This is a genomic window from Blochmannia endosymbiont of Camponotus quercicola (assembly GCF_059935335.1).
Genome location: NZ_CP011794.1, coordinates 79,408 through 105,442, shown reverse-complemented (window position 1 = coordinate 105,442; position 26,035 = coordinate 79,408). Strand labels below are relative to the sequence as shown.

The 26,035-nt window shown below is 30.6% G+C and carries 21 protein-coding genes and 2 tRNA genes; 5 read left to right on the top strand and 18 right to left on the bottom strand.

Annotation, left to right across the window (positions count from 1 at the left end; all coding sequences use genetic code 11):
• Positions 1-268: 268 nt before the first annotated feature.
• The 14 genes from cysQ to orn all read right to left on the bottom strand — a co-directional run bounded on the left by cysQ (position 269) and on the right by orn (position 13,637).
• On the bottom strand, positions 269-1,024 hold the full coding sequence (gene cysQ, locus CBquer539_RS00445) for a 3'(2'),5'-bisphosphate nucleotidase CysQ (RefSeq protein WP_500836728.1): 756 nt from the start codon (positions 1,022-1,024) through the stop codon (positions 269-271).
• Positions 1,025-1,314: 290 nt separating this feature from the next.
• The gene (gene rplI, locus CBquer539_RS00440; RefSeq protein ID WP_500836506.1) at positions 1,315-1,785 is read right to left on the bottom strand and encodes a 50S ribosomal protein L9; all 471 of its coding nucleotides are present in this window, start codon (positions 1,783-1,785) and stop codon (positions 1,315-1,317) included.
• Positions 1,786-1,838: 53 nt separating this feature from the next.
• Positions 1,839-2,066, bottom strand: a complete 228-nt coding sequence (gene rpsR, locus CBquer539_RS00435) for a 30S ribosomal protein S18 (RefSeq protein WP_500836727.1) — start codon at positions 2,064-2,066, stop codon at positions 1,839-1,841.
• A 246-nt stretch (positions 2,067-2,312) separates the two neighbouring features.
• A complete protein-coding gene (rpsF, locus tag CBquer539_RS00430; RefSeq protein WP_500836505.1) occupies positions 2,313-2,660 on the bottom strand; it encodes a 30S ribosomal protein S6 in 348 nt (115 codons plus the stop codon).
• 174 nt (positions 2,661-2,834) lie between these two features.
• Complete coding sequence (gene rlmB / locus CBquer539_RS00425; RefSeq protein WP_500836504.1) at positions 2,835-3,581, bottom strand: 23S rRNA (guanosine(2251)-2'-O)-methyltransferase RlmB; 747 nt, start codon at positions 3,579-3,581, stop codon at positions 2,835-2,837.
• 165 nt (positions 3,582-3,746) lie between these two features.
• Complete coding sequence (locus CBquer539_RS00420) at positions 3,747-5,045, bottom strand: adenylosuccinate synthase (RefSeq protein WP_500836503.1); 1,299 nt, start codon at positions 5,043-5,045, stop codon at positions 3,747-3,749.
• 155 nt (positions 5,046-5,200) lie between these two features.
• Positions 5,201-6,226 (bottom strand): protease modulator HflC, encoded by a 1,026-nt coding sequence (hflC, locus tag CBquer539_RS00415; RefSeq protein WP_500836502.1) that lies wholly within the window; start codon positions 6,224-6,226, stop codon positions 5,201-5,203.
• Positions 6,227-7,528, bottom strand: coding sequence for an FtsH protease activity modulator HflK (hflK, locus tag CBquer539_RS00410; protein WP_500836501.1), 1,302 nt, complete (start codon positions 7,526-7,528; stop codon positions 6,227-6,229).
• Positions 7,529-7,586: 58 nt separating this feature from the next.
• Positions 7,587-8,870 (bottom strand): ribosome rescue GTPase HflX, encoded by a 1,284-nt coding sequence (hflX, locus tag CBquer539_RS00405; RefSeq protein ID WP_500836500.1) that lies wholly within the window; start codon positions 8,868-8,870, stop codon positions 7,587-7,589.
• A 495-nt stretch (positions 8,871-9,365) separates the two neighbouring features.
• Entirely contained in the window at positions 9,366-10,274 is a 909-nt protein-coding gene (gene miaA / locus CBquer539_RS00400; RefSeq protein WP_500836499.1) for a tRNA (adenosine(37)-N6)-dimethylallyltransferase MiaA, read from the bottom strand.
• A 254-nt stretch (positions 10,275-10,528) separates the two neighbouring features.
• Entirely contained in the window at positions 10,529-11,806 is a 1,278-nt protein-coding gene (locus tag CBquer539_RS00395; RefSeq protein WP_500836498.1) for an N-acetylmuramoyl-L-alanine amidase, read from the bottom strand.
• Positions 11,803-12,291, bottom strand: coding sequence for a tRNA (adenosine(37)-N6)-threonylcarbamoyltransferase complex ATPase subunit type 1 TsaE (gene tsaE / locus CBquer539_RS00390; protein ID WP_500836497.1), 489 nt, complete (start codon positions 12,289-12,291; stop codon positions 11,803-11,805). The genes CBquer539_RS00395 and tsaE overlap by 4 nt, the downstream gene beginning before the upstream one ends.
• Before the next feature lie 587 nt (positions 12,292-12,878).
• Positions 12,879-12,951 (bottom strand) — tRNA-Gly (locus tag CBquer539_RS00385).
• A 146-nt stretch (positions 12,952-13,097) separates the two neighbouring features.
• Positions 13,098-13,637, bottom strand: a complete 540-nt coding sequence (gene orn, locus CBquer539_RS00380) for an oligoribonuclease (RefSeq protein ID WP_500836496.1) — start codon at positions 13,635-13,637, stop codon at positions 13,098-13,100.
• A 582-nt stretch (positions 13,638-14,219) separates the two neighbouring features.
• Between orn and asd the strand changes: the two genes are divergently transcribed.
• Positions 14,220-15,101, top strand: coding sequence for an archaetidylserine decarboxylase (gene asd, locus CBquer539_RS00375; protein WP_500836495.1), 882 nt, complete (start codon positions 14,220-14,222; stop codon positions 15,099-15,101).
• 52 nt (positions 15,102-15,153) lie between these two features.
• Positions 15,154-18,384: a miniconductance mechanosensitive channel MscM gene (mscM, locus tag CBquer539_RS00370; protein ID WP_500836494.1), complete on the top strand. Its 3,231-nt coding sequence runs from the start codon at positions 15,154-15,156 to the stop codon at positions 18,382-18,384.
• A gap of 13 nt (positions 18,385-18,397) precedes the next feature.
• Here mscM and efp read toward each other — a convergent pair whose 3' ends face one another.
• From efp to CBquer539_RS00355, 3 genes are all read right to left on the bottom strand, one after another.
• Complete coding sequence (efp, locus tag CBquer539_RS00365; RefSeq protein ID WP_500836493.1) at positions 18,398-18,964, bottom strand: elongation factor P; 567 nt, start codon at positions 18,962-18,964, stop codon at positions 18,398-18,400.
• A 141-nt stretch (positions 18,965-19,105) separates the two neighbouring features.
• Positions 19,106-20,743: a chaperonin GroEL gene (gene groL / locus CBquer539_RS00360; protein ID WP_500836492.1), complete on the bottom strand. Its 1,638-nt coding sequence runs from the start codon at positions 20,741-20,743 to the stop codon at positions 19,106-19,108.
• Positions 20,744-20,789: 46 nt separating this feature from the next.
• A complete protein-coding gene (locus tag CBquer539_RS00355; RefSeq protein ID WP_250223288.1) occupies positions 20,790-21,083 on the bottom strand; it encodes a co-chaperone GroES in 294 nt (97 codons plus the stop codon).
• Positions 21,084-21,494: 411 nt separating this feature from the next.
• Here CBquer539_RS00355 and cutA point away from each other — a divergent pair, with 411 nt between their 5' ends.
• The 3 genes from cutA to metC all read left to right on the top strand — a co-directional run bounded on the left by cutA (position 21,495) and on the right by metC (position 24,726).
• A complete protein-coding gene (gene cutA / locus CBquer539_RS00350) occupies positions 21,495-21,812 on the top strand; it encodes a divalent-cation tolerance protein CutA (protein WP_500836491.1) in 318 nt (105 codons plus the stop codon).
• 317 nt (positions 21,813-22,129) lie between these two features.
• Positions 22,130-22,202: transfer RNA gene (locus tag CBquer539_RS00345), tRNA-Phe, on the top strand.
• Between the two features lie 1,342 nt (positions 22,203-23,544).
• A complete protein-coding gene (gene metC, locus CBquer539_RS00340; RefSeq protein WP_500836490.1) occupies positions 23,545-24,726 on the top strand; it encodes a cystathionine beta-lyase in 1,182 nt (393 codons plus the stop codon).
• Between the two features lie 215 nt (positions 24,727-24,941).
• On the opposite strand, the gene CBquer539_RS00335 is transcribed toward metC, so the two are convergent.
• The gene (locus tag CBquer539_RS00335) at positions 24,942-25,706 is read right to left on the bottom strand and encodes a 1-acylglycerol-3-phosphate O-acyltransferase (protein WP_500836489.1); all 765 of its coding nucleotides are present in this window, start codon (positions 25,704-25,706) and stop codon (positions 24,942-24,944) included.
• Positions 25,707-26,035: the final 329 nt, after the last annotated feature.

The following is a 26,035-nucleotide window of genomic DNA, read 5'->3' as shown; positions in this document are numbered from 1 at the left end:
TAACTTTTTACAACACACAACTATCTCAGATTATAACATTAACAACTAAAAAAAATATAGTCACATTCGTAACATAATAATAACCATGAATGGTTATTATTATGTTACGAATGAATATACAAAACCCAACATACTATATCTCTCATGTAAATCATTAATTTATTAATAGAAACTCTGTCAAATAATACTAGAAATTTAAAAATTTAAATGCTGACAACAATTATTTATATCAACACATAAATAATTAAAATATAAATATATAATTAAATCAACATGATGAAACTTGAAAACCTGGATTTAAAAAAGACCGATTAATATTTTTATAGTGCAAAGGATTCCCATTCCAATCATTAACCGCAGCGCCAGCTGTTATAGCTATCACATGGCCAGCAGCTGTATCCCAGATTTTAGTACAAGAAAATCTCGGATAAAATTGAGCACTGCCTTCTGCTATTAAACAAAATTTAAATGATGATCCAATATTGATAATTTTATAGTTTTTCAATCTTTTTAAATAACTATGCAAGTAATATCTATTAAAACAAATGTTACTACGACTCATTACTATAATTGGATAACGAGACATATTTACTGCAATATTTATACGCTCCCCTCTAGCATTAATCTTCCACACTTGCCCATTGTCTGCTGCATATAATAAATTATATGCAGGAACATATACCACTCCCATAATAGGTTGACCATATTCAATAAAGGCAATATTAACAGTGAACTCACCATTGTGTAACAAAAACTCCTTAGTTCCGTCTAAAGGATCTATCAGCCAAAAGCAAATTCTATCTCTACATTCCTGCCATTTAGTAATATCTTCTTCAGATAAAATTGGAATTTTAGGTGTCAAAGTCTGCAACGAATGCATGATAACCCGATGAGAACATAAATCAGCATTAGTTACAGGGGATGCATCTAACTTTTGGTATGCATTTAACTTCAATCCCCCATTATAAATCTTCATAATTTCTGATCCAGCTTCACGAGCTATACAACTTACTTTTTCAATCATTTCACAATGAAATATCATAATATACATCCTGCTAATTTTCATGCGCTCGTAGTATAAACTTAAAAAACATAACATGTTTATAACGAACGCATTCATAGAATGCTATACTTAGTTGGAACAGTTATATATACTATAATGATTAATTGTATAAAAACGTACGCAAATTTTTGATTTATATATCTTATAACAAATATATATGCTTTATATTTTTTATATTATTATAATTAGTAGTACATAAAAGTATTTTTATTTTAATAATAGTAATATAAAAATCACTATATCACTCATAATTATTTATTATTAGACGTTTTACTAAGAACAATAACGTTTATTTTAGCAAAAATCTCATTATAAATATGAATACTTATGCTATATATGCCGGTACTTCTCAATACATCATGATTAGGCAATCTAATTTGAGATTTAGAAATTTTAACACCAGAAACTGTTGTAACTGCAGTAGCTATGTCACGAGAACCGATAGAACCAAACAATTTCCCTTCAATACCCGATTTAGCTCTAATAGTAACACTACCGAGTTTATTAATCTTATCCGCACAAAATTCAGCCTGAGTTTGAGCCTCTATAACTTTAGTTTGTAACTCAAGTTGTTGTTTTTTAAATACTTCAATATTTTTTTTTGTAGCCGACATTGCTTTAGATTTTGGTATTAAAAAATTACGAGCGTAACCCGAACGTACAGAAACTTCTGATCCCATATTTCCAAGTTTGTTAATATTACTTAGCAAAATAATCTTCATTTTGTATTTCCGTTATAATACACAAAACTATATTAATCATAAAAAACTACAAATTACTGATGATGATCAGTATACGGTAACAAAGATAAATAACGTGCTCTCTTAATAGCACGAGCTAACTGTCTTTGGTACCGTGCTCGTGTCCCAGTAATTCTACTTGGAATTATTTTTCCACTTTCTATAATAGAATGCTGTATTGTAAGAAGATCTTTATAATCAATATTAACACATTTCTCTGCTGTAAACCTACAAAATTTACGATGACGAACAAAACGCCCCATAATTAACTCCATACTTTATTATACATATTTACATAAATTTAACTAACTTATCATAATTGTTATATTACACTTCTCCATCAGATACAAAGCAACACGTTCCTATATTGACAATTACGATTTATTGTTAAAAATCCACAAAAATTTAATGCAACAAACATAACAACTTGAATATATCTACACTATATTTCCAGTTTACTTCGTGCTTACACACATACATACATGTAGCTTTTCTTTTATATGCACTAATCAGTCACATAATACCTCTTGGTTCTCTTCTTTCTTTTTCATCATAGGAGATGGATCAATTACAGCATGTTTAGTTCGTATGATCATACTACGTATAATAGTATCATTAAAACGAAAAGCATTACTCAACTCTTTAATGGTGTCTTGAGATACCTCTATATTCAATAATACATAATACGCCTTATGTAACTTCTTAATCGGATATGCTAATTGACGACGTCCCCAATTTTCTATGCGATGAACTTTTCCTTGGGCATTAATCACGATTTCTGTGTAGTGATTAATTACACTAGATATTTGTTCACTACAATCAGGATGTACCATAAAGATTATTTCGTAATAACGCATACTGTATTCCTTTCATACTAAAATCTTTCGCTTTATTAAAACTAATAACATTTTAAAAAATTATAAGATATTTACATTATTTACACGTTCTACCTCTATACAAACTTCATGCACATAAATTTAAAAATGCCAACTTTTCACAATTAACACCATACCATATAATATTAATCTGCACTATTTATATTTCTCACGTTGTCTTAATGCTTCAAACAAACATATTCCTGTAGCTACTGAGACATTAAGCGATGTAACAGCTCCTAACATAGGGATAGTAACTAGTTCATCACAATTTTTCTTGGTCAAACAACGAATACCATTTCCTTCGGAACCCATTACAAAAGCTAATGGTTTATTTAATTCACTATCAAAAATAAAACGTTTAGATTGAATTACAGTTCCAATAATCCAAATATTATGTTTTTGAAGTAATCGTAATGTCCTAGTTAAATTAGTTACTTGCATAAAAGGTATATTATCTACAGCTCCACTAGCTACTTTTCTAACTGTGCCATTTAACCGCGCTGAACGATCACATGGAACAATAACCATATGCACCCCAGCTGCATCTGAGGATCGTAAACATGCCCCCAAATTATGTGGGTCAGTCACACCGTCCAATATCACTAATAATGGTGTAGTTTTACATTCCATTAAAAAGTTTGGCAAATCATTTTCTTTCGTATAATAATATTTTGGAGCTATTTTAACAACAATACCTTGGTGCAACGCGCCTTGTGTTCGAATATCTAACTGTCGATTACTACATGTTTGAATGCTGATATTACATTGTTTTATCTGATCAACTAACGATTTTAAACGTAAATCTTTAGATTTATGCGTAATATACACAGATAAAATTCGCTGTGAGTGATTATCTAAAACAGATTTTACAGCATGTATACCGTATACTAATTCACTCATTTTATTTGCTAAAATAATTTATTTTATTACACAGTGTTAACTAACTTTAAAAATACTTTATAACAAGATCATTATAAAAGTTATTAATTTTTTTAAATATGTTTAATCTATCACCAGACAAGTAGTCTTTTTCTATTTACAGCCAGTATTAATTGCCTTATTGGATTAAAAATTAAATGGATTACTTAATACTATTATTGCAGAACGTTCTGACCCAGTAGAAATAATACTTATAGGCACTTCAATTATTTCTTCTATACGCTTAATATAATACTGTGATTCCTTAGGAAGTTGCTGGAACACCGTGATGCCTACAGTGCTTCTCATCCATCCAGGTAATGTTTCATACACAGGCTCTAAATTTTCTAATTCTTCTAAAGAAGATGGAAAATTATGGATTACTTGTCCATTCTTACTGCAATATGCAATACAAATTTTAATCTCTTTCAAACCATCTAAAACATCAAGCTTTGTTAAACAACACGAAAAAAAAGAATTAATTTTTACAGAATACCGTACTGCTACTGCATCAAACCAACCAGTACGACGACGACGTCCTGTAGTAGAACCAAATTCATTTCCATTGATGCATAACCAATTACCTATATCATTTGACAGTTCTGTGGGAAAAGGACCCAATCCAACACGAGTGGAATACGCTTTTACAATCCCTAAAACATAATCAATACAGCTAAATCCAATTCCCACACCAACACTGACGCTTCCAGAAACAGTGTGGGTAGATGTAACATAAGGATATGTTCCATGATCAATATCCAACAAACTACCCTGAGCGCCTTCGAATATAACTGAATCACCTTGTTTTAAAGCATCATGTAATAACTCAGGAACATCAACAACCATATCTGTCAATATATCAGAAACTGACATAATCTCATCTAAAACCATCTGATAACTAATGGGATGCACCTTATAATAATGAACTAATTGACAGTTATAATAATCCACTACATCTTGTAATTTATTCTTAAATTTTTTTGGATCATATAAATCACCCACTCTTAACGCACGCCGTGCGACTTTATCCTCATAAGCTGGACCAATACCACACCCCGTAGTACCAATGGCTTTAGAAATCTGATGATTTTCTCTCGCTAAATCCATTGCTACATGATAAGATAATACCAAAGGGCAAGACGCAGAAATAAATATACGTTTATATATTGATACACCTAATTTTCGCAACATTTCCATTTCTTTAACAAAAGAAACTGGCGATAACACAACGCCATGAGCAATAACAGCGGTGACATGATGATGCAAAATTCCAGAAGGAATCAAATGTAAAATAATTTTTTTTTGCCCTACCATAATAGTATGGCCAGCATTATGTCCTCCTTGATAACGTACTACATATCGAGCTTGTGAAGTTAACCAATCAACTATTTTTCCTTTACCTTCATCACCCCATTGAGCTCCTAACACAATAACACTTCTAGCCATTTCTCAAGTTATCCATTCATTAATTCGTATAACTACTTCTATCAATTAAATATATATAATCTATTTCATATACCATAAAACTCATTATTTTATTATATCAAACATAATAACGATGACTACTCATAATATATAAATAACCCCTTAATTCATACATATCAATTGTTGATATCGGTGGTACTTTTTGGTGATTTCATAAAACGTAAAAAATCAGTTTCTGCGCCTAACACCATAAGATCATTATTATTTTTCTTAAAACTATTTTCATATGCACGTAAAGTACGTACTAACGCATAAAACGACGGATCTGCATTAAAAGTAATAGCATATAGTTTAGCAGTTTCTGCATCAGCTTCACCGCGAATAATTAAGGATTGACGCTTGGCTTCAGCTAAAGTACGTGTTACCTCATAATCTGCTGTGGCACGTAATTTTTCTGCCTCTTCTCGTCCCTGAGATCTATGACGTCTAGCAACTGCATCACGCTCTGCACGCATACGCTGATAAATAGCATCGGATACTTCCGCCGGTAAATTAATTTGCTTGATCCGAACATCCACTATCTCAATACCCAAAGCGGCCATGCTATTTGGATTAACTACATCAGAAACACGGTATTGTTTTGGTGTTAACGTATCATCATTTTTTAAATAAAAATTAAATTTTTTGATGTTATTGGAATGAAATTCTGATGCTTCCTCCCCTGCAGTACCATTGTTTAACGATTCGCGTACATCAGTCATTAATTTATTTCGAGAATCTGTCACAATGCCTTGAACATTTAATCTACCCAACTCCGAACGCAAACGATCAGAAAATTTTCGTTTTATTAATACTTCTGCTTGAGCAATGTCACCCCCTCCTGTTGCTAAATAATATCGACTAAAATCACTAATGCGCCATTTAATGTAAGAATCAATAATCAAATCCTTTTTTTCCATAGTAACAAAACGATCTGCCTGATTATCCATAGTTTGAATACGTGAATCTAAAATTTTAATTGTCTCAATAAATGGAATTTTTATATGCAATCCCGGACTATAAATCAATGGATCATTATCTGTGTCACGTAACACTTTGCCAAAACGCAATATAATACCTTTATGCCCCTCTTCTATTGTAAACAAAGAAAAAAATAACACTACTACTATACATGTAATAAACAAAAAAACGTTTCGCATCATCTACGACTCTCTCCCTTTGCGCACAATATCAACACGTTGTATATTATCCTGTCTTTGGTCTAATACTTTTTCTTCTGGTATAGTATTTATATGACGAGACAATTGACTACTTTTTGATATTAACTGTGAATTATGAATGTTAGCATCACTAGTGGCACATATTCGATTTAAATTAAAAGTATCATCAGTATTATCAATACTATCAGAATATTCAACCGTACTATCATTGTCTTTGATTTGTTTTACTTGGCCTGAGGGTAACAATAGTATGTTCTGTGTATTTTTTGAATTTACGAATATTTTTCTGGTATTACTTAATACACGCTCCATCGAATTTATATATAGTCGCTCACGAGTAATTTCAGGAGCTGCTTTATATTCTGGCAAAATCTTAGAAAATCTTTGTACCTCTCCTTGTGCTTCTAAAATAGTACGTGCTTTGTATGCTCGTCCTTCTTCTAAAATACGTTGAGCGTGTCCATTAGCGCGTGGTTGTACTTCATTGGCATAGGCTTCGGCTTCACGAATATATTGTTGTTCGTTTTCCCGCGCAGCAATAGCATCATCAAACGCTGCTTTTACTTCTTCCGGAGGACGAGCTGTTTGAAAGTTTACATCTAATAAAGTAATACCCATATCATAGGGATATATTGTTTGCTCTAACACTCTTCGAGTATCACTGCGTACCACCGTACGTCCTTCTGTTAAAATACGATCCATATTATACTTTCCAATAACCCCACGCAAAGCACTATCAGTAGCTTGACGCAGGCTATCATCAGCATCAATAACATTAAACAAATAGTTTTTTGGTTCAGTTACACGATACTGTACATTCATCTCTACTCGGACTACATTTTCATCTGAGGTTAACATCATCCCAGAGGCTGCTAGTTCACGTACTGACTCTACATTCACCGGAATTACAACATCAAAAAAAGTAGGCTTCCAATTTAAACCTGGTTGTACTAAATGATGATATTTGCCGAATCTTAAAACTACTCCACGCTCTGCTTCTTTGATAGTGTATAAACCACTAATAATCCACATAAAAACAACAATAATCAACGCTAGGATTATATAAAGATTTTTATTTTTAGGAAATTTATCTAAATCTTTGTTTTTATTACTAAATACATTTAACTTATCAGTTATTTTGTCTAAAAATCTGTCTGAATCTAATATATTAAATTCAGATTGATTTTTATCTTTAGAAGAAGAACGATCTATATCATTCTTATCATGATGCCCCCATGGATCATGAATACACTTATTATGATTATTGAAATAATTAAAAACCATATTTTCCCTCACACATTACATGAGCGATTCAGACACTATCCTTTTTATTTTAAAAACATTAAACAATATAATCCACCAATAATTTATTATTTTTTAGTAAACGAGACCAATCTGCAGAAGATAAATGTATTTTCAATCTAATATAATTATGATCTTCGACCCAATATTGTTTGACAACTTGTAGCTTATATAATTTTTGGCATAAATCGTGATTCATAGGCATTCGTAATTCATAAGAAATCATATCAGCTGATAGTAATTCATTAATAGCTTGCATTAATAAAGAAACACCCAATTTATTTTTAGCTGATATCCACACTCGTATTGGGCAACCATTATTATCTCGATCAATATGTGGTGTTAATTTTTTTAATTGATCTATCTTGTTCATCACCAAAAGCATTGGAATATTATTAACATTCATACCGCTCAAAATATAATGTACCGTATCAATATTTTGTTCAACTTTTTCATTAGCAACATCCACGACATGTAACAATAGCGTTGCTTGTATTGTTTCTTGTAAAGTTGTCTTAAAAGCAGATATTAAACCTCGCGGTAAACTTTGAATAAAACCCACCGTATCTGCTAATATAATATTATGCGCTCCTTTATATACAATACGTCTACATGTGGGATCTAGAGTGGAAAACAGTTGTTCTGCTGTACGAACATGTGACTCAGTCATTACATTAAACAAAGTAGATTTTCCAGCATTAGTATATCCTACCAAGGAAACAGTAGGCACTCCAATTCTAAAACGATGTCGTCTGCTCTGTTCTCGTTGATTTTCTATTTTTTTTAAACGCAATAGGATTTGGGTAGTCTCTTTGCGCAATGCACGACGATCACTTTCTAATTGCATCTCCCCCGATCCTCCTCGTAAACCAATCCCTCCCTTTTGACGCTCAAGATGACTCCATTCATGTGCTAAACGAGAATTTAAATGCTTCAGTTGAGCTAACTTCACTTGTAATTTACCTTCATATGTGTGTGCACGTCGTGCAAAAATATTGAGAATCAGCTGGTTTCTGTCAATTATCCTGCATTGTAACGCACACATAAGATTTCGCTCTTGATGTGGAGATAAAATACAATTGAACAATATAATAGATACGGAATAATGTTTAATCATTTGTGTAAGTTCCAATACTTTTCCAATTCCAATAAAATATTTAGCATTGCAAGTCTTACAATTGCTAGTAAGCACATCCAATATTTTCATTCTTGCCGTAGATGCCAAAGACAAAAATTCCTGTAAATTAAAATTTTTATCTTCTTTTTTAGAAAAAAAAGTATTAACTACAATAGATTGCTCATGAGAATCATCTGAAGCACACAATAAAAACTACCCCGTAAATAAATTATACATATACAACCACATATAATAAAATTATCAAGTATATCAAAGTATACTATACTTAATAATATTTGATAAGACTAAATTTAATATATAATCACACATAAAGAAGATATACAAATCTCTAAAATACATGAACAGAACTTATTTTATTGTAAGCGCGACTAACATAATATGAAATGACACGAGAAGGAACATTATAGATATGCATATTTATACATCATTTGATTAACTGTATTTTTAATCAATATTATAAATCTATCAAAAGACTCAATTTTTTTCTTACAGTTTAATACGTTTGTCAAATTAATAAAAAAACAGGATGCGTTATCAATATGGTACGTGCAAACATAAATTTTGTAATGATTGAACTTTGTTCATTTTTCAATTTCTTTAAGAATTAATTTTATATCCTTTCAACAGCCACAAATTAGATAACCGCAAATTTAAATTTTTTAAATTTCATAATATATCAGATTATTGTTTATCTAATATCTTTGATATGCTATCAATTCCTGCAGATAAACTATCACTATCTAACCAACGTAAATTAGGCCATTTACGTAACCAGGTTAATTGACGCTTAGCAAGTTGTCGAGTAGCACAAATTCCTTTAAATATCATCTGATTATAATTAATATCCCCAGATAAATATTCCCACATCTGACGATATCCGACGCAAGAAATAGATGGTTTTAATTCTTTTGTACGCAAATCAACTCGATTAAATAATTTAATAACTTCATTTTCAAATCCAATCTCTAACATTCTATGAAAACGTTGCTCAATTCGCTTATTTAATATGTCACGACTTGACGGAACAATAGCGAATTGGTACAATTTATATTTGAATTTTTTATTAGTAATTAATTTTAATTCTGTCCATGTTTTTCCAGAAATAAAAAAAATTTCTAACGCTCGTACTATTCTTTTGTGATCGTTTAAATGGATTTTGTTAGCTGAAACAGGATCAATACGTTTTAATAGACCGTGCATATTTGTCCATCCCGTTTTTTGTGCTTCATATTTTAGATCATCGCGAATTCCTTGATTAGTTGCTGGTAAAAAAAATAGCCCTTCTAATAAAGTTTTAAAATACAACATTGTGCCTCCTACCAACAAAGGTATATGCCCGGATTTTATGATTTTTTCCATTTCATTATATGCATCGCAACAAAAATCCGCTGCTGAATAACATTCAGCTGGATCACGAATATCTATTAATCTGTGCGGAGCTAATTTTAATTCTTCAGTAACAGGCTTAGCTGTCCCGATATCCATATCACGATATACTAAAGCTGAATCAACACTGATAATATCTATTTTTAATTTTCTTTTTTTTAAAGCTATAGCTAAACTTGTTTTTCCAGAAGCCGTAGGACCCATTAAGAATATAGCTGATGTCTGATATTTAATACTATTCTTCCTTACTTTTTTAATAATTAAAATATTATTCTTCTAAATTATTTTATAGTTTATCAAGATCCTTAATTATTTTAAAAATATTATATTAATGCTTACATATGCATATGTAAGCATTAATTTTTAAAAAATAACTGCTTAAAAAGCCAAGTCATGTGATAATTTAATTTAAAATAATACTATTATTTATTAATTTACAGTAATACCTATTTTCAAATTTATGAATGATCTAATGGTTTGTTTTGTGATCTTATGAAATAAGAACGTAAACCTTTGTATAAAGCATTAGCAATTTTTTCTTGGTATCCATTATTAGCAAGCAGAAACTCTTCTTTTACGTTACTAATAAAACCAGTTTCTACTAAAATAGATGGAATATCAGGAGATCGCAATACACCAAAACTAGAATACTCAGGTATATCCTTATGCAAAGGAGTAATATTTTTCAATTGATGCAACACATGTGCCGCAATATCATACCCCACCCGTTGAGCATAACCAAATTGCAAGTCTAAAACCAAACGATTAAAATACGGATCGTTGCGATAACTAGTTAATATATCTCCTAGCCCTCCCAATAACTCTGAATGTTTTTCGGTGCGTTGCAACCAATGTATCATTTCAATTTTAGCTCGACGATTAGACAGCACCCAAACTGAAGCCCCTCTAACATTGGTATTTAAAGCAGAATCTGCATGAATAGAAATTAATACATTTGCTCCTCTTTTTCGAGCCAAATTAGAACGCTCCGTCACCGATAAAAAATAATCTCCATCTCGTACCATAACAGCTCTAAAACTCGGATCTAAATCCAACAATATTTTTAGTTTCTTAGCTATATTAATTGTAATATTTTTCTCATATATTCCATGACGCCCTGTAGCTCCTGGATCTTGCCCTCCATGTCCAGCATCGATAGCTACAATAATAGGAGATAGTGTCTTCCTGTAATGCTGGTTTGTTCTAAATTGTGCATCTATTATTCTCTTTTGATTATTTATAGCTTGGCTTGAATTAATATAAATTTTATGATGCGCAATGGATGATATCTTACGAGTATTTACATCAGCTACAGCAAATACCTTTTTTTTTAAAATTGTTAATATAATACGGTAATTTTCTTTTACTTTCTTTTGTGTTACTGTTCCTATATTTGCAGGACAGGTTAGATCTAATACTATACGTATATTTTGATGCTTAATAGATGTATTTACTCGGATGCATTTTACTAAATTGGTACCATTGAAATATATTGGAAAAACGTGCTTTTGGACTTTAGATGTTTTTAAAAGATCTATTACAATCCTTTCCGGATTGTGCAAAGAAAATACCACATACGCAGGAACAGCAGCGCTGTCCAACATTACTGTGGCTTGATTTGCATTATTTGTAACTTTTACTGCATTAAGAGTTGATGCTATAACTGATTCAACACATAAATATTTCAAGAATATGATCATTACGAAAATTATTTCGTATCTCAACCTCAACTTCATGTATCTAATTTCCAATATGCTAATAAGGCATCTAACATTCTGTGACCTAATTTACTAAAAGATTCTATAATTACTTGCCTAGATTCTTTACGTTTATAATAATTTATAGTCACCGAAATATCTTCTTTCGGTAAAATGCCCATTCCTTGTTTTGGCCACTCTATTAAACATATAGCACGCCCATCAAAATAATCTCTTATTCCCATGTACTCAAGTTCTTCTGAAGAATTTAACCGATAAAAATCAAAATGGTACACATGCCATCGCGCCAAAATATAAGATTCAATCAAAGTGTACGTAGGACTGTTTATGTGTCCAACATATCCTAATGCGTGCAAAAATCCTTTACAAAAAACAGATTTTCCTGACCCTACATAGCCATTCAAATAAATTACACAACCTTGAGCGCAAACAGAAGCTAATGTAGCACTTAATAATAGGGTTTTTGACTCATCAGATAATACTAATACACATTTCTTCATCATGAATACAATTCAGAATCTTATACGCTCAAAATATCTTATAAATAAAATAAAATAAAATAGAAAATTTTGCGTAATCGTTTATTGCTCAAGCATTTGTATGAATAGATAGCAATACACATAAAAACTTTATACTCTGTATAAATTCAGACAATATACTAATATATCTAAAATAAACTAGATCAAATTAATATTAAATTAAAAATAACAATATACACATGTTAAAAAATTAATTCACACTGTTGTCAAGTACATCGACAAGGTATTGATTTTTTTTAGATTAAATATATGTATAAATATAAAACAATAAGTATCCAATCAAATATATAAAAAATAAAGCCATAGTACCAATATTTTCATAAAAGCTAACGTACGCAAACTTATCATATTCACATACATCAATTACAAAACTCATTTCCGCATTAACGAATATGTATTATAATAAATTTTAAACGATCATAACAATTTATGACATAATACATAATGAGCTATAATATAACATTATTGACATTACGTTCCCGTGAGCTATTTTGAAATAAATACATAATACAGTCAACAATACAAAACTTAAACGCCACAATAAACAATAAAGCGGGAAACGAGATTCGAACTCGCGACCCCAACCTTGGCAAGGTTGTGCTCTACCAACTGAGCTATTCCCGCTTATTTAAAATAATAACACAATATAATTACTTATTCAGTTATCTACGTATTACTGACAATAGCAAAATTTATACTTAATTAACTACTATTCGTAATAATATCTCTATATTTTAAAAAATATCTAAATTAATACCTTATTACGTATCTTATAACTGTATAAAATGCCTACGATAGTACATCAATTCTGAAATAGATTCACGAATATCCTCCAATGCACAATGGGTTCTATGCAGATGTAATCCAGATATCAAATCCGGTCTCCAACGAATCATTAATTCTTTAATCGTGCTAACATCTAAATAATGATGATTAAAATATGATTCTAATTCTGACATATATCGGAATAAAAATCGACGATCCTGAGCTATACTACTTCCACATATCGGTGATTTTTTAAAATCAACCCAATTTCTTAAAAATTTTATTGTCAAATTAGATGCACTAATCTCATCTAATTTACTAGATCTTACTTTTTCCAATAATCCGGTGGCACTATGAACACGTGTATTCCAATCGTCCATTAATGATAACTGGGATTCAGATTGATGTATTGCTATAACAGGCCCCTCCGATAAAATATTTAATTTACTATCAGTAACTAAAGTAGCTATTTCCAAAATACGATCCCGCTCTGGATTTAATCCAGTCATCTCTAAATCAATCCATATCAAATTATTATCACGCATATAACCCCTACTTACCTTACCTATGTACTGAATTTTCCCCTTAACACACAATATTAATATTGCTATATTGGAATATATTCTTATCTACGTTATTTTTATTCTATGTCAAATCTCAGTAAAATTATAAAAATATTCAAGATAAATCACTACATTATTTCAACAAAATTTACAAGATTTATTACTTACAAATTTCATTTTAGAATTTTACAGAATAATAAAAATTAATCACTAGTAAATTATAGAAAACTTTTCAACTATGGTTTTATTATACTGCCACCGTTAATAATTACTTCTTTATCTCGAATTTAAGATAAACTCATAATTTATAAAAAGTCCACTTACTACACAATCACAGTTATGAAAGAAAATAAGACTTCACATGTCCGTAAGATTAAAAAATATAAGCTTAACTGTATTTTTAGGTGGAACTAAAACAACTTTTATACAATTAAAAACATATAATATGTTATATTGATGTTTGAAAGAAATATAAATTTCCAACATAAACTAACAACACAATATATATAATCTAAATCGCTAATCATTGACTAGGAAATTAATAATCTAAATTAGGTACGAATTATGTTAGAAAAAATACAAATTTTATTACAATACTTACTACCAAAATACTGGATTACTTATTTAATAGGACTAGGAGCTTCATGGAAAGGTGGATGGATAACACGTTATGCTATTCTGCTATTCATTCGTATCTATGAAATAGATACGAATGAATCCGATAACTCTAATTTAGCTGATTATGCAACATTTAATGCATTTTTTGCTCGAAAATTAAATAAAAATGCTCGACCTATCGATACCAATCCATCTACGTTAATTATTCCAGCTGATGGAATCATTACCCAAATAGGGAAAATAAATCAAACAAATATCTTTCAAGTAAAAAACGTCCCTTATCATTTAGATGGTTTATTAGCAGGTCATGATAACATCATTGACTATTTTAGTAACGGAAGTTTCGTTATTATTTACATACCTCCACAAAACTGTCATCGCATTTACATGCCTTGCACAGGAACACTCCGTGAAGTCTTATATATACCTGGAGATTTATTTTCAGTACACCCAAAAATTACTAAAAATATACCTAATATATTTTCTCGTAATGAAAGAGTAATCTGTTTGTTTGAAACAGATTTTGGTTATATGGCTCAAATTTTAGTTGGAGCTATAATAGTAGGGAGTATTGAAACCGCATGGTTAGGTACAATCACCCCGCCACGAGAAGGTGTTGTTAAACATTGGCGTTACCCCGAAAATGCTACAAATACCGATAATTCTATAGTATTACAAAAAGGGCAGGAAATGGGGTTATTTAAACTAGGGTCCACTGTTATTAATTTGTTCAGTGACAAAAAAGTTATTTTAAATAATCTGCTAAAACCACGTGACATCACTCGTATTGGAATGCCCCTAGCGTCAGGATATAGTCAAAAACAATAATTACAGCGCATTATATATTTTACAAACTTTGTAATGATATTTGCACACATATATGGGCACTATTCAAAAGAAAACTATATTTTTAAAATATTTTTTTTTATTGACATATATAGTAAAATTGCTATTTTCATCAATAGCATTTTCTTATAATTTTTCAAATAATCAAGAAATAAAAAAATATTTACAATATACACAACATAAAAAACATATTACCGATCATCAAAAAACCATTATATGTAATTTACAACCTACGTTGCATTTTATTTCAGAAACAAAACATTCTACCATTAACATTGAAGAATATCAAAAAATTATGGACGATTTTTTATATATAACTTTCCAATTACGTAAAGAGCATGACAATATATCTCATCAAAGTATCAATATTAATAAAGACCTTTCAGGTTATACACTAAAACGAAAATTATTCCAAATTAATCATCAATTCACAGATCTATCAGAACAATCAAAACAAACAATTAAACAATTAAAAATGATCGAACCTAAGTTTCATCAATTCAAGACCAACAATAGCAACGAATTATCTCGATTTAGTGTATCATTACTTCCACAAAAATACAATCACATAGACAATAAACTACAAATACTAAAAAACCAATTAAACCATTTATGTAAAACTGAAACTAATCAACCCATTCAATATACAAAAAAAACATCAATAAACCAAGATAATACACTACCAAAATCTATCAAAAAACAATTAAAAATCAATCATGACCTTTCGTTTCTGCTTAATAAACAAACACACTACATGAACGACATCACTTCAAAGAAACAAGAAGTTGCATCATGTATATTGCGAGTACGTCAAACTTTCGACAACTTACTCGAACAAGCGCAATGGCTAGATAAATCCCCAGCTCTTGGAGAAACCCTGCGCTCTCAAGTTTCTAAGTTACCAGAAATACCTAAATTTCAACAACTAGATCATAATATGGCGCAATTAAGAGCTGAACGTCTACAATATGAAAATCAATTAAATACACTAACGCCTTCACTGTTGTCACACATCAAACAAGACGACGGTAGTCCACTAACATTGTTCCAAAAACATATTCTTGAAAAACAGATCACTACACAACGTAACCTCATTACTTCATTATTAAATAGTTTTGACGCACAAATCCTTGAATTAACAAAATTAAAGGTTGCATATGAAGAACTTAAGGAAGCATTACAAAATGTACAGAAAGCTACACGTCGACATTTATTTTGGGTTGCTGATGTTCATCCAATTACCGTATCCTATCTGCTAGACATTTATCAAGATTTACACAGATTATTAATCGCGCATAAATTTAATTCCCAAATAATATCTTCATTAAAGATAATTTTTACTAATCGCAAAACACTAACACTAATAATATTATGTATCATCACATCAATTGGATTTCATTTTGGTACACGTCATCATTATCAAAAATTTTTGGAACAATCTAGTAAAAAAATAGGCAAAGTCAATCAAGATAATTTTTTACTCACTTTTCATAATATATGGTACTCAATGTTGATAGCTTTACCAGTTCCAATGTTATGGGCGATCATAGGATATAGTTTAAGTTATGCTGCTTGGGTATATCCTATTTCTATTGCAATTAGCGACGGAATTAATGCCACAACTTTTATATTATGGACGTTTATAGTAAGCGCTTATTTTGCGTCTTCAAAAGGATTGTTTATTACCCATTTTGGTTGGCAAAAAAAAAGAGTTCAACAAGTTTTTTCGCGTCATTACGCCTGGGCTGTTGGTACAATTGTTTTTTTAATAATGATGCTAACTATATTTAATAATTACAACGATAGAGAATTTTCTAACACTTTAGGGCGTTTATGTTTCATTCTATTATGTATTTATTTAACTTTCATTACTAATAACCTCAAACATTCTGGATTACCTTTATATTTAAATAAATATGATTCCTCTAAGAATGTTATAAATCATTCTTTATGGAATATAATGATATGCGCACCAATAATAGCAGCAATTTCCTGTATTTTAGGCTACTTGTTTGCTGCTCAAGAATTATTAACACGACTAGAAACATCATTATTCATTTGGATTGTATCATTAATTATATACTATGTTATTCGTAGATGGACATCTATTCAACGACGACGTATTGCTTTTGAACATGCCAAACAAAAACGAGGCGCACTTTTAACTCTAAGAACACGTAATAAATTAAATTCTTCTCAATTGCAGACTAACAAATTAACACCGCATGCCCATGACGAAAATAATAAAAAGATTTTAGATTTAGATACCATTAGCACACAATCATTACAATTAATACGATCTATCATTACTATTGTTGCTATATTATTAATCACTTTATTATGGTCTGAATTGTATTCTGCATTTTCTTTTTTGGAAAACATTACACTATGGGATGTTACATCTACTATAAAAGGAGTTGAAAATATTCAACCTATAACATTAAATTCATTTCTTATTGCTGTTTTAGTGATCATCATTACTACAAAAATAGTAAAAAACTTACCAGCATTTTTAGAACTTACTTTTTTACAGTATCTAGACCTTACACCAGGAACAGGATATGCTGTTACCACCTTAACTAAATATATATTGATGTTCTTCGGAGGAATAATAGGATGCTCTTTAATAGGTATAGAATGGACTAAAATACAATGGTTGATAGCAGCGTTAGGTGTTGGATTAGGTTTCGGATTACAAGAAATCTTTGCTAATCTCATCTCTGGATTAATGATACTTTTTGAAAAACCAATTCGTATTGGTGACACTGTCACCATCAATAAATTTACTGGAAACATTACCCGAATCAATACTCGTGCAACTATTATTACTGATTGGAATCATAAAGAAATTATCATTCCAAATAAAGAATTTATTACAAAAAAATTCATCAATTGGTCTTTGTCAGATACATTAACACGCGTAGTATTACGCGTTCCTGCCCCGTTGAAAACAGATATGAAAAAAATAGTCAAAGCTTTATTACAAATAGTAAAAAATTCCTCTTTTTCCTTAAGCACTCCATCTCCAGAGGTATATTTAGTGGACTTACAACAAGGATTACCTATATTTGAAATACGAATACATATATCAGATATAAAGTTTCGTATGCCTTTATGTCATCAAATACATATGTTGATTATAGAATATTACCAAAATAATGGATTAGAGTTACCATATACACCTATATATCTTTATAATAACCAATCATCCATTAATAATTTTGATTCTAACTATCCTAATGAAAATTATTACACAACAAAGTAAATATTATTATGACTTATTTCGTTCGAGAGATATATGTGCCCAAACGAGTATTAATTTTGATTAAATCTCCTAATTGAATAAAAAATGGTACTTTAACTAAAGCGCCAGTACTTACAGTAGCTAATTTAATTCCAGACGATCTAGTACTATTCTTTTTGACTGGAGTAATCTTGACAATTTTTAATTCTATACACTCAGGAGGAGTTACAAGAATTGGTATTTCATTCCATAAAGTTACCACATAGTGTAGTTGAGGTATAATCCACTTAATGTTCATTCCTATTGTTTTTTCAGAAATAGGGATCTCTTCAAAATTTTTTTCATCCATGAAATACCAAAATTCACTATCATGATAGACATAAACCAAGCTGATATCTATGATATCAGCTGATTCTAAAAAATCTCCAGACTTAAAAGTCTTTTCTAAAATTTTTCCAGAAACTATTTGTCTCAACTTCACGCGAGTAAAAACCTGCCCTTTACCAGGTTTTACAGATTCATTACCCACAATAATACACGGTTCCCCGTTTTGAATAATCTTAAGTCCAGCTCTAAATTCATTAATGTTGTATAATACCATAACAAATTAATTTTCAATAAAATTAGAAACATCCAATTAATTAACTACTTTTAGAATACAGCACCGAAATAAACAACCCTAGTCTTGTAAATTAGACTAGGGTTGTTTATTTCGGTCACAATTATTTATTGTGATGACAAACTACATCATACCACCCATGCTACCACCCGCTCCTGAGTTTCCTAAATCTGGTTTATCTTCTTTAGGTAATTCAGTCACCATACATTCAGTAGTAATCATTAAACCTGCAATAGACGCTGCATATTGCAAAGCAGAACGAGTTACTTTAGTAGGATCTAGAATTCCCAACTCGATCATATTACCATATTTTTCAGTAGCAGCATTATAACCGGTATTGCCTTCTCCTGATCTAACATTGTTAGCAATTACTGATGGTTCTTCTCCAGCATTTGCCATAATTTGACGCAACGGAGCTTCCATTGCACGACGAGCTACCTTAATACCAACATTTTGATCCTCATTATCGCCACATAGATTTCTAATAGCATTCGCTACGCGAATTAAGGCTACACCACCCCCTGCAACTACACCTTCTTCTACAGCAGCACGAGTTGCATGCAATGCATCTTCTACACGCGCCTTCTTTTCCTTCATTTCTACTTCAGTAGCTGCTCCAACTTTAATTACTGCAACTCCACCAGCTAATTTAGCAACACGTTCTTGCAACTTCTCACGATCATAATCAGAAGTAGCTTCATCACGTTGTTGATTAATTTGTGCTACACGGCTATTTATAGCAGACTTATTTCCTACTCCATCAATAATAGTAGTAGCATCTTTAGTGATCACTATACGTTTAGCCTGACCCATATCTTCTAACGTTGCTTTTTCCAATTCCAATCCAATTTCTTCAGAAATCACAGTTCCTGCGGTCAGTATAGCTATATCTTGTAACATAGCTTTACGCCGATCACCAAACCCTGGTGCCTTTACAGCGGTTACTTTTACTATACCACGCATATTATTTACCACCAAAGTAGCTAAAGCTTCACCTTCAACATCTTCAGCAATAATAAGTAACGGTTTTCCTGCTTTAGCAACAGACTCTAATATAGGTAACATTTCCCTAATGTTAGAAATTTTTTTATCTGCTAACAAAATAAAAGGATGTTCTAACTCTACTGTACCACTTTCAGGTTTATTAACAAAATAAGGAGACAGATAACCGCGGTCGAATTGCATGCCTTCAACTACATCTAATTCATCCTGCAAACCAGACCCCTCTTCTACAGTAATAACTCCCTCTTTTCCCACCTTATCCATTGCCTGTGCAATAAGTTTACCAACAGTTTCATCAGAATTTGCGGAAATAGTACCCACTTGAGCAATAGCCTTAGGGTCTGAACAAGGCACAGACAACTTTTTCAGTTCTTCTACTGCTGCAACTACTGCCTTATCAATCCCACGTTTCAAATCCATGGGGTTCATGCCAGCGGCTACGGCCTTTAGTCCTTCATTAACTATAGATTGCGCTAACACAGTGGCAGTAGTAGTTCCGTCACCCGCAGAATCATTTGCTTTAGAAGCAACCTCCTTCACCATTTGAGCACCCATATTTTCAAATTTGTCTTCCAATTCAATCTCTCGTGCCACAGACACTCCATCTTTAGTTATAACTGGAGCCCCAAAAGATTTATCTAACACCACATTTCTACCTTTAGGCCCAAGAGTAACTTTCACCGCGTCGGCTAACACATTCACACCGCGCAGCATCTTGACACGAGCATCATTTCCAAACTTCACATCTTTAGCTGCCATTTCATTTTCCTTAAAAATTTAGTTCAATTAATAAGTTAGTCGCGAATTATTTCTCAACGATAGCAAGGATATCGCTTTCTGACATAATTAATACTTCTTCATTATCAATTTTCTCCACTTTTACACCATACCCGTCATTAAAAATAACGGTATCACCAACACGCACATCTAGAGCTTTTACTCCTCCGTTTTCCAAAACGCGGCCATGACCAACAGCCAATACTTCTCCACGTGTAGATTTTCCTGCTGCAGATCCAGTCAACACGATACCTCCCGCAGATTTTGATTCAACCTCTTTACGTTTAACAATTACACGATCATGCAATGGACGAATTTTCATTTAATGCTCCCTAATTATATTATCTACTAACTATTTGCATTCTACATTAATAATTTCTTACATTGGACATTAGATGCAAATTTTATTAATATTCACCACTTCAGGACAACATTTAAATGGGGGCATTCAAGATTGCTTCAAGGGGGGGCAAAAAATTTTTTACATATATGCATACATCTGAGTCTTTATGAATACACCTTCTGATTATTAATAAAAGTTGATATTTATTTACTTATAACTATACACATAATCATCGTTTAGTATAATGAAGAAAAATAATACGCATTAATATCATCACAAATCAATATACATCATGAAATGATTGACAAAATATTTCAAAAACAAAGCATAAACATTTTTCTGTAGAAATAGAACTGATAGATGTTTAGCTGAATTATTTAAAGAGAAAAAATGATAATAATTTTATGTACTACACCTAATGACATGTCTGTTGTTTTAAATATAACAAAAACCTTATTACGCCATAAACTAGCAGCGTGCATCACTTTATTACACGAAGTACGCTCGTTTTATTATTGGGAAAACACCCTAAAGGACCATTATGAATTACAATTACTAATCAAAACACATAATTTTTTAAAAGAGCCAGTATGGAACACAATAAAAAAACTACATCCTTATAAAGTTCCAGAATTATTAGTGCTCCCCATCACAGACGGGGAACCAAATTATTTATCGTGGATGCAATCTGTATTAAAACAACATTAATATTTCGAAGATACAGTAAAATACATATCGCATGATCCTTGATAATGTGTAATACTCGTAATACCATGATGTTCACTCATACTTTATAAGCTAAACTTTATGAAAAACTTCATTGCAATAATTATGTGAAAAATTAACAAGAAAACACAAACAGAATTCTTATGTTAATCTTAAAATCTCCTTAAAATTCGGTATGAATAAAAAACAATATAGAAACCTATTAACCAACAAAATATATTGACGAAATCAAAATAATAAAGATAATACGATTAAATTTTATTCGTGCAGATGAGATGATATACATAACAAACTAACAAGCCCGGATAGCTCAGTTGGTAGAGCAGAGGACTGAAGATCCTCGTGTCCTTGGTTCAATTCCAAGTCCGGGCACATATATCCAAGATTAAAATTAATCGATTTTTTTTAAGTTTAGACTACAAAACAATATTTTTTAAATATTGTATGAATTTTCAACGAAATTTACATAAAATTCCACATATTATATTGCACATACTTCTGTAAAAAAATAAGTAAAACTGAATGGCCATAAATTATTCATAAAACACAACTTGTTTAAATGAACGAAATGAAACAAATAAAACACCGTCACAATTCAAATAAAACCATTGATTTACGATAAAAGACAACATAGACGACACATTTATAATAAAGTATTTATGTGTGTAAAATAAAAATAATTATAAATTATTTTTATTTTACACACATAAGACGATATCTGAATAACACAAACTACATTTTTCAATCCAGTTATTGGAAGTTTTAAAGAATTAATAAATCAACAATATTCAATAGATAATCTTATCTTAACTAAAAACGATCAAAAATTATACCCACTTATAATATACCATAAAATCAATAACTAACGTTTAATCCAGAAATAACATATTAAAAATTAAATTTAGAACTATATTAAACAACAGGTAAGCCCCAAAATTCAAGTTGATGGCTAACTATACCAAATACAACTGAACTGACATTATCCAAATATTTAATAATTACTACGGTTATTTTTAAAATATTATTCTATACACATAGAATTTACTGTCGTAAGATTTATGGAATCAATTTTATTTTGTCGATACAACCAATCATCCTCTATTACCACAAATAACAATTATATCAACCCTAATCATTAAGGGCGCAAATAATTGCCATTAAACAACATTTACTCGCTCATTTTTATTAAATTCTGTATATCATATAAACAATATAATAATTCGATTTAATATATACGCTTATAAACTTATGACAACTATTTTTTTTTCAAAAACTAGTGTAACAATGACATTGCGTCATAGCATATACTATAAAACTAATAAATAAAGTTTATGTAATACTATCTGCATAAATTTAGACACATGCATATATATATATTCTAATCGCTTTATCATCAGCGATGATAGCTTAAATAGTTTAATTAAAAGTATATTTTATTGTAAATAAAAATTGATTATACTGTATTATATCCTATCCTATGTAATTGTTTTAAATCCATTTGATCTTATATAATAAGATAAATTAACATTATATATCAAATAAAATAACTAGACATCGTTACTGACTTTTATTAAAATCAGAAAAATTAGAATTATTGTTGTATTAAAATTTTAATTGAAGAACATGCATATAAATATATGCAAATAAAATATTCTACTACATAGTAGAAAGCTGATTTGTAGTTTTTGTGATTAATCGTTCAATACAGTAAATCATGATAAAAATTGAAACTAAGCTAGTTAACTCTGGAAGAGATGAAAAATATACATATGGTGCAATTAATCCTATTATTCAACGAGCATCCTCAGTAGTATTCAATTCCATTGAACAAAAAAAACAAGCTATTAAAAATCATAATACAACCGATAAGTTATTCTATGGTAGATATGGAACCATCACCCATTTTTCTCTACGCCAATCAATGGCTGAGTTAGAAAATGGCGTTGGTTGCATGCTATATCCATGTGGTACAGCAGCAATTACTCATACAATCCTATCTTTTGTACGTCCAGGTGATCATATATTAATGACAGGATCCGCATACGAACCAACTCAAAAATTCTGTCGAAATATGTTAAAAGACATGAATATAGACACTACTTGGTTCGATCCATTAATCGGAAATGATCTTTCTCTATTAATTCAACATAACACTCGTTTGGTGATATTAGAATCGCCGGGATCAATCACCATGGAGGTACAAAATATTCCTGACATCGTAAAAACAGTACGCGAAAAAAAATCAGACATTATCATATTATTAGATAATACTTGGTCGGCGGGAGTTTTTTTAAAAGCACTAGACATAGGAGTAGACATTTCTTTGCAATCAGGCACTAAATATATCATAGGCCATTCTGATGGTATGATAGGAACCGCAGTTTCCAATGCACGTTGTTGGGATCAACTGCAAGAACAATCTTATTTAATGGGTCAAATAGTTGACGCTGATACCGCTTACATGGCATCTCGTGGATTACGTACGTTACATGTTAGATTAAAACAACATGAAGAAAATGGGTTACATGTCGCTCATTGGTTAGCCCAGCACCCAGCAATAGAACGAGTAAATCATCCGGCCTTAACTACATGTAAAGGACATAAATACTTTATAAGAGATTTTAGTGGATCTAGTGGATTATTTTCGTTTATTTTGAAGAAACGTTTAAATGACATACAAATGTCTAATTTTATTAATAATTTTGAACACTTTAAAATTGCATACTCCTGGGGTGGATTCGAATCTTTAATTTTAGTTAATCAAGTAGAAGAACTACGTCCTATACGTCCCGTCGGTACATTAGATTTTACGGGAACATTAGTCAGAGTCCACGTAGGATTAGAGCATCCTAGTGATTTAATTAATGATTTATCGAATGGCCTTAACCGCATATAAATTTATATAGTCATACAAATACATATCCTCATTAATTTCAAGATACTTTAAGTTTCTAGTTCTCATAACAAAAACTCTAATAACTATATAAAGTTTATTCTAACCATCTAATCGCAACAACATCGTTGTTGTAACATTTTATACATTATATCTGTAATCCCTACATATCCCAAGTAACAAATGACAAACACTGTATATTTTAATATATTTAAAAATTATTTTATACAATGCGTTTTTAATGATCTAGCTATCTGTGTTTCATATTCAATTACTTCTTGATTTAATGAATCAATTTTCATCTTCATAACCTCATAACAATACTTAGTCATATCACGCACCTTATTGGGTTCATATTGTTGAGTTTCTATAGGGGGCATAATTTCAATAATCACTAAACCGTTAGACCAACGGTTTAATTTTATTTTATGATTAGAAATATTAGATACACAAACAGGTACAACTGGTACTTTAGCAGAAATTGCAGCATGAAAAGCACCAATTTTAAAAGGTAATAATCCCCTACCAGCGCTACGTGTACCTTCTGGAAATACCCAAATAGAAATATCATGTACTCTAATAGCTTTAACTACTTTTATTAAAGTATTATGAGATCTAATCTGTTGACTACGATTGATCAATATATTTCCACACAACCAATACAGTTGCCCAAATAATGGAATCCATAATAAGCTTCTTTTACCTACCATTATTGTACGTGGCTTTACAACACAAGCCACTGTAATCATATCGTAATTATTTTGATGATTAGCAATATATATACAATGCCTCGGCAATTGATTACCTGGCAAATTTCGTATTTTAACCTGAATACCAAAAATAGGAGCCATGCTCCCAAACAAACGACTAAAAAGAGCAGTATGATATGATTGACGAAATCTTAATAAACAATAAATAATACCAAATATACAAATACTCATTGACAGTATCAAGACTAAAATAACACGTATAATGGCAAGCATACTTTCTCCTTGAGCGTATCACTGCGAACTTCTTATTAAAAAAGTTTGTAATTATTTGTATTTGTGTATTTGATTGTAATTACATTATTTTTCGCATAATTATCATTACCTAAAACAGTTATTAACTGTAATAAGTTACAACCAAAAAATACTATCTTTATCCATAAAAATAGATTTCATTTACATAAAAATATTATCGTATAAATAATGCTATTTTATATATAAAGAAAATTTCTAACATTAAACATATTAATACTTTATTTATATTCAATATATATAATTTGTTGTAAAATATATTATTCAAAATACTATTTAATTTTGGTATTTAA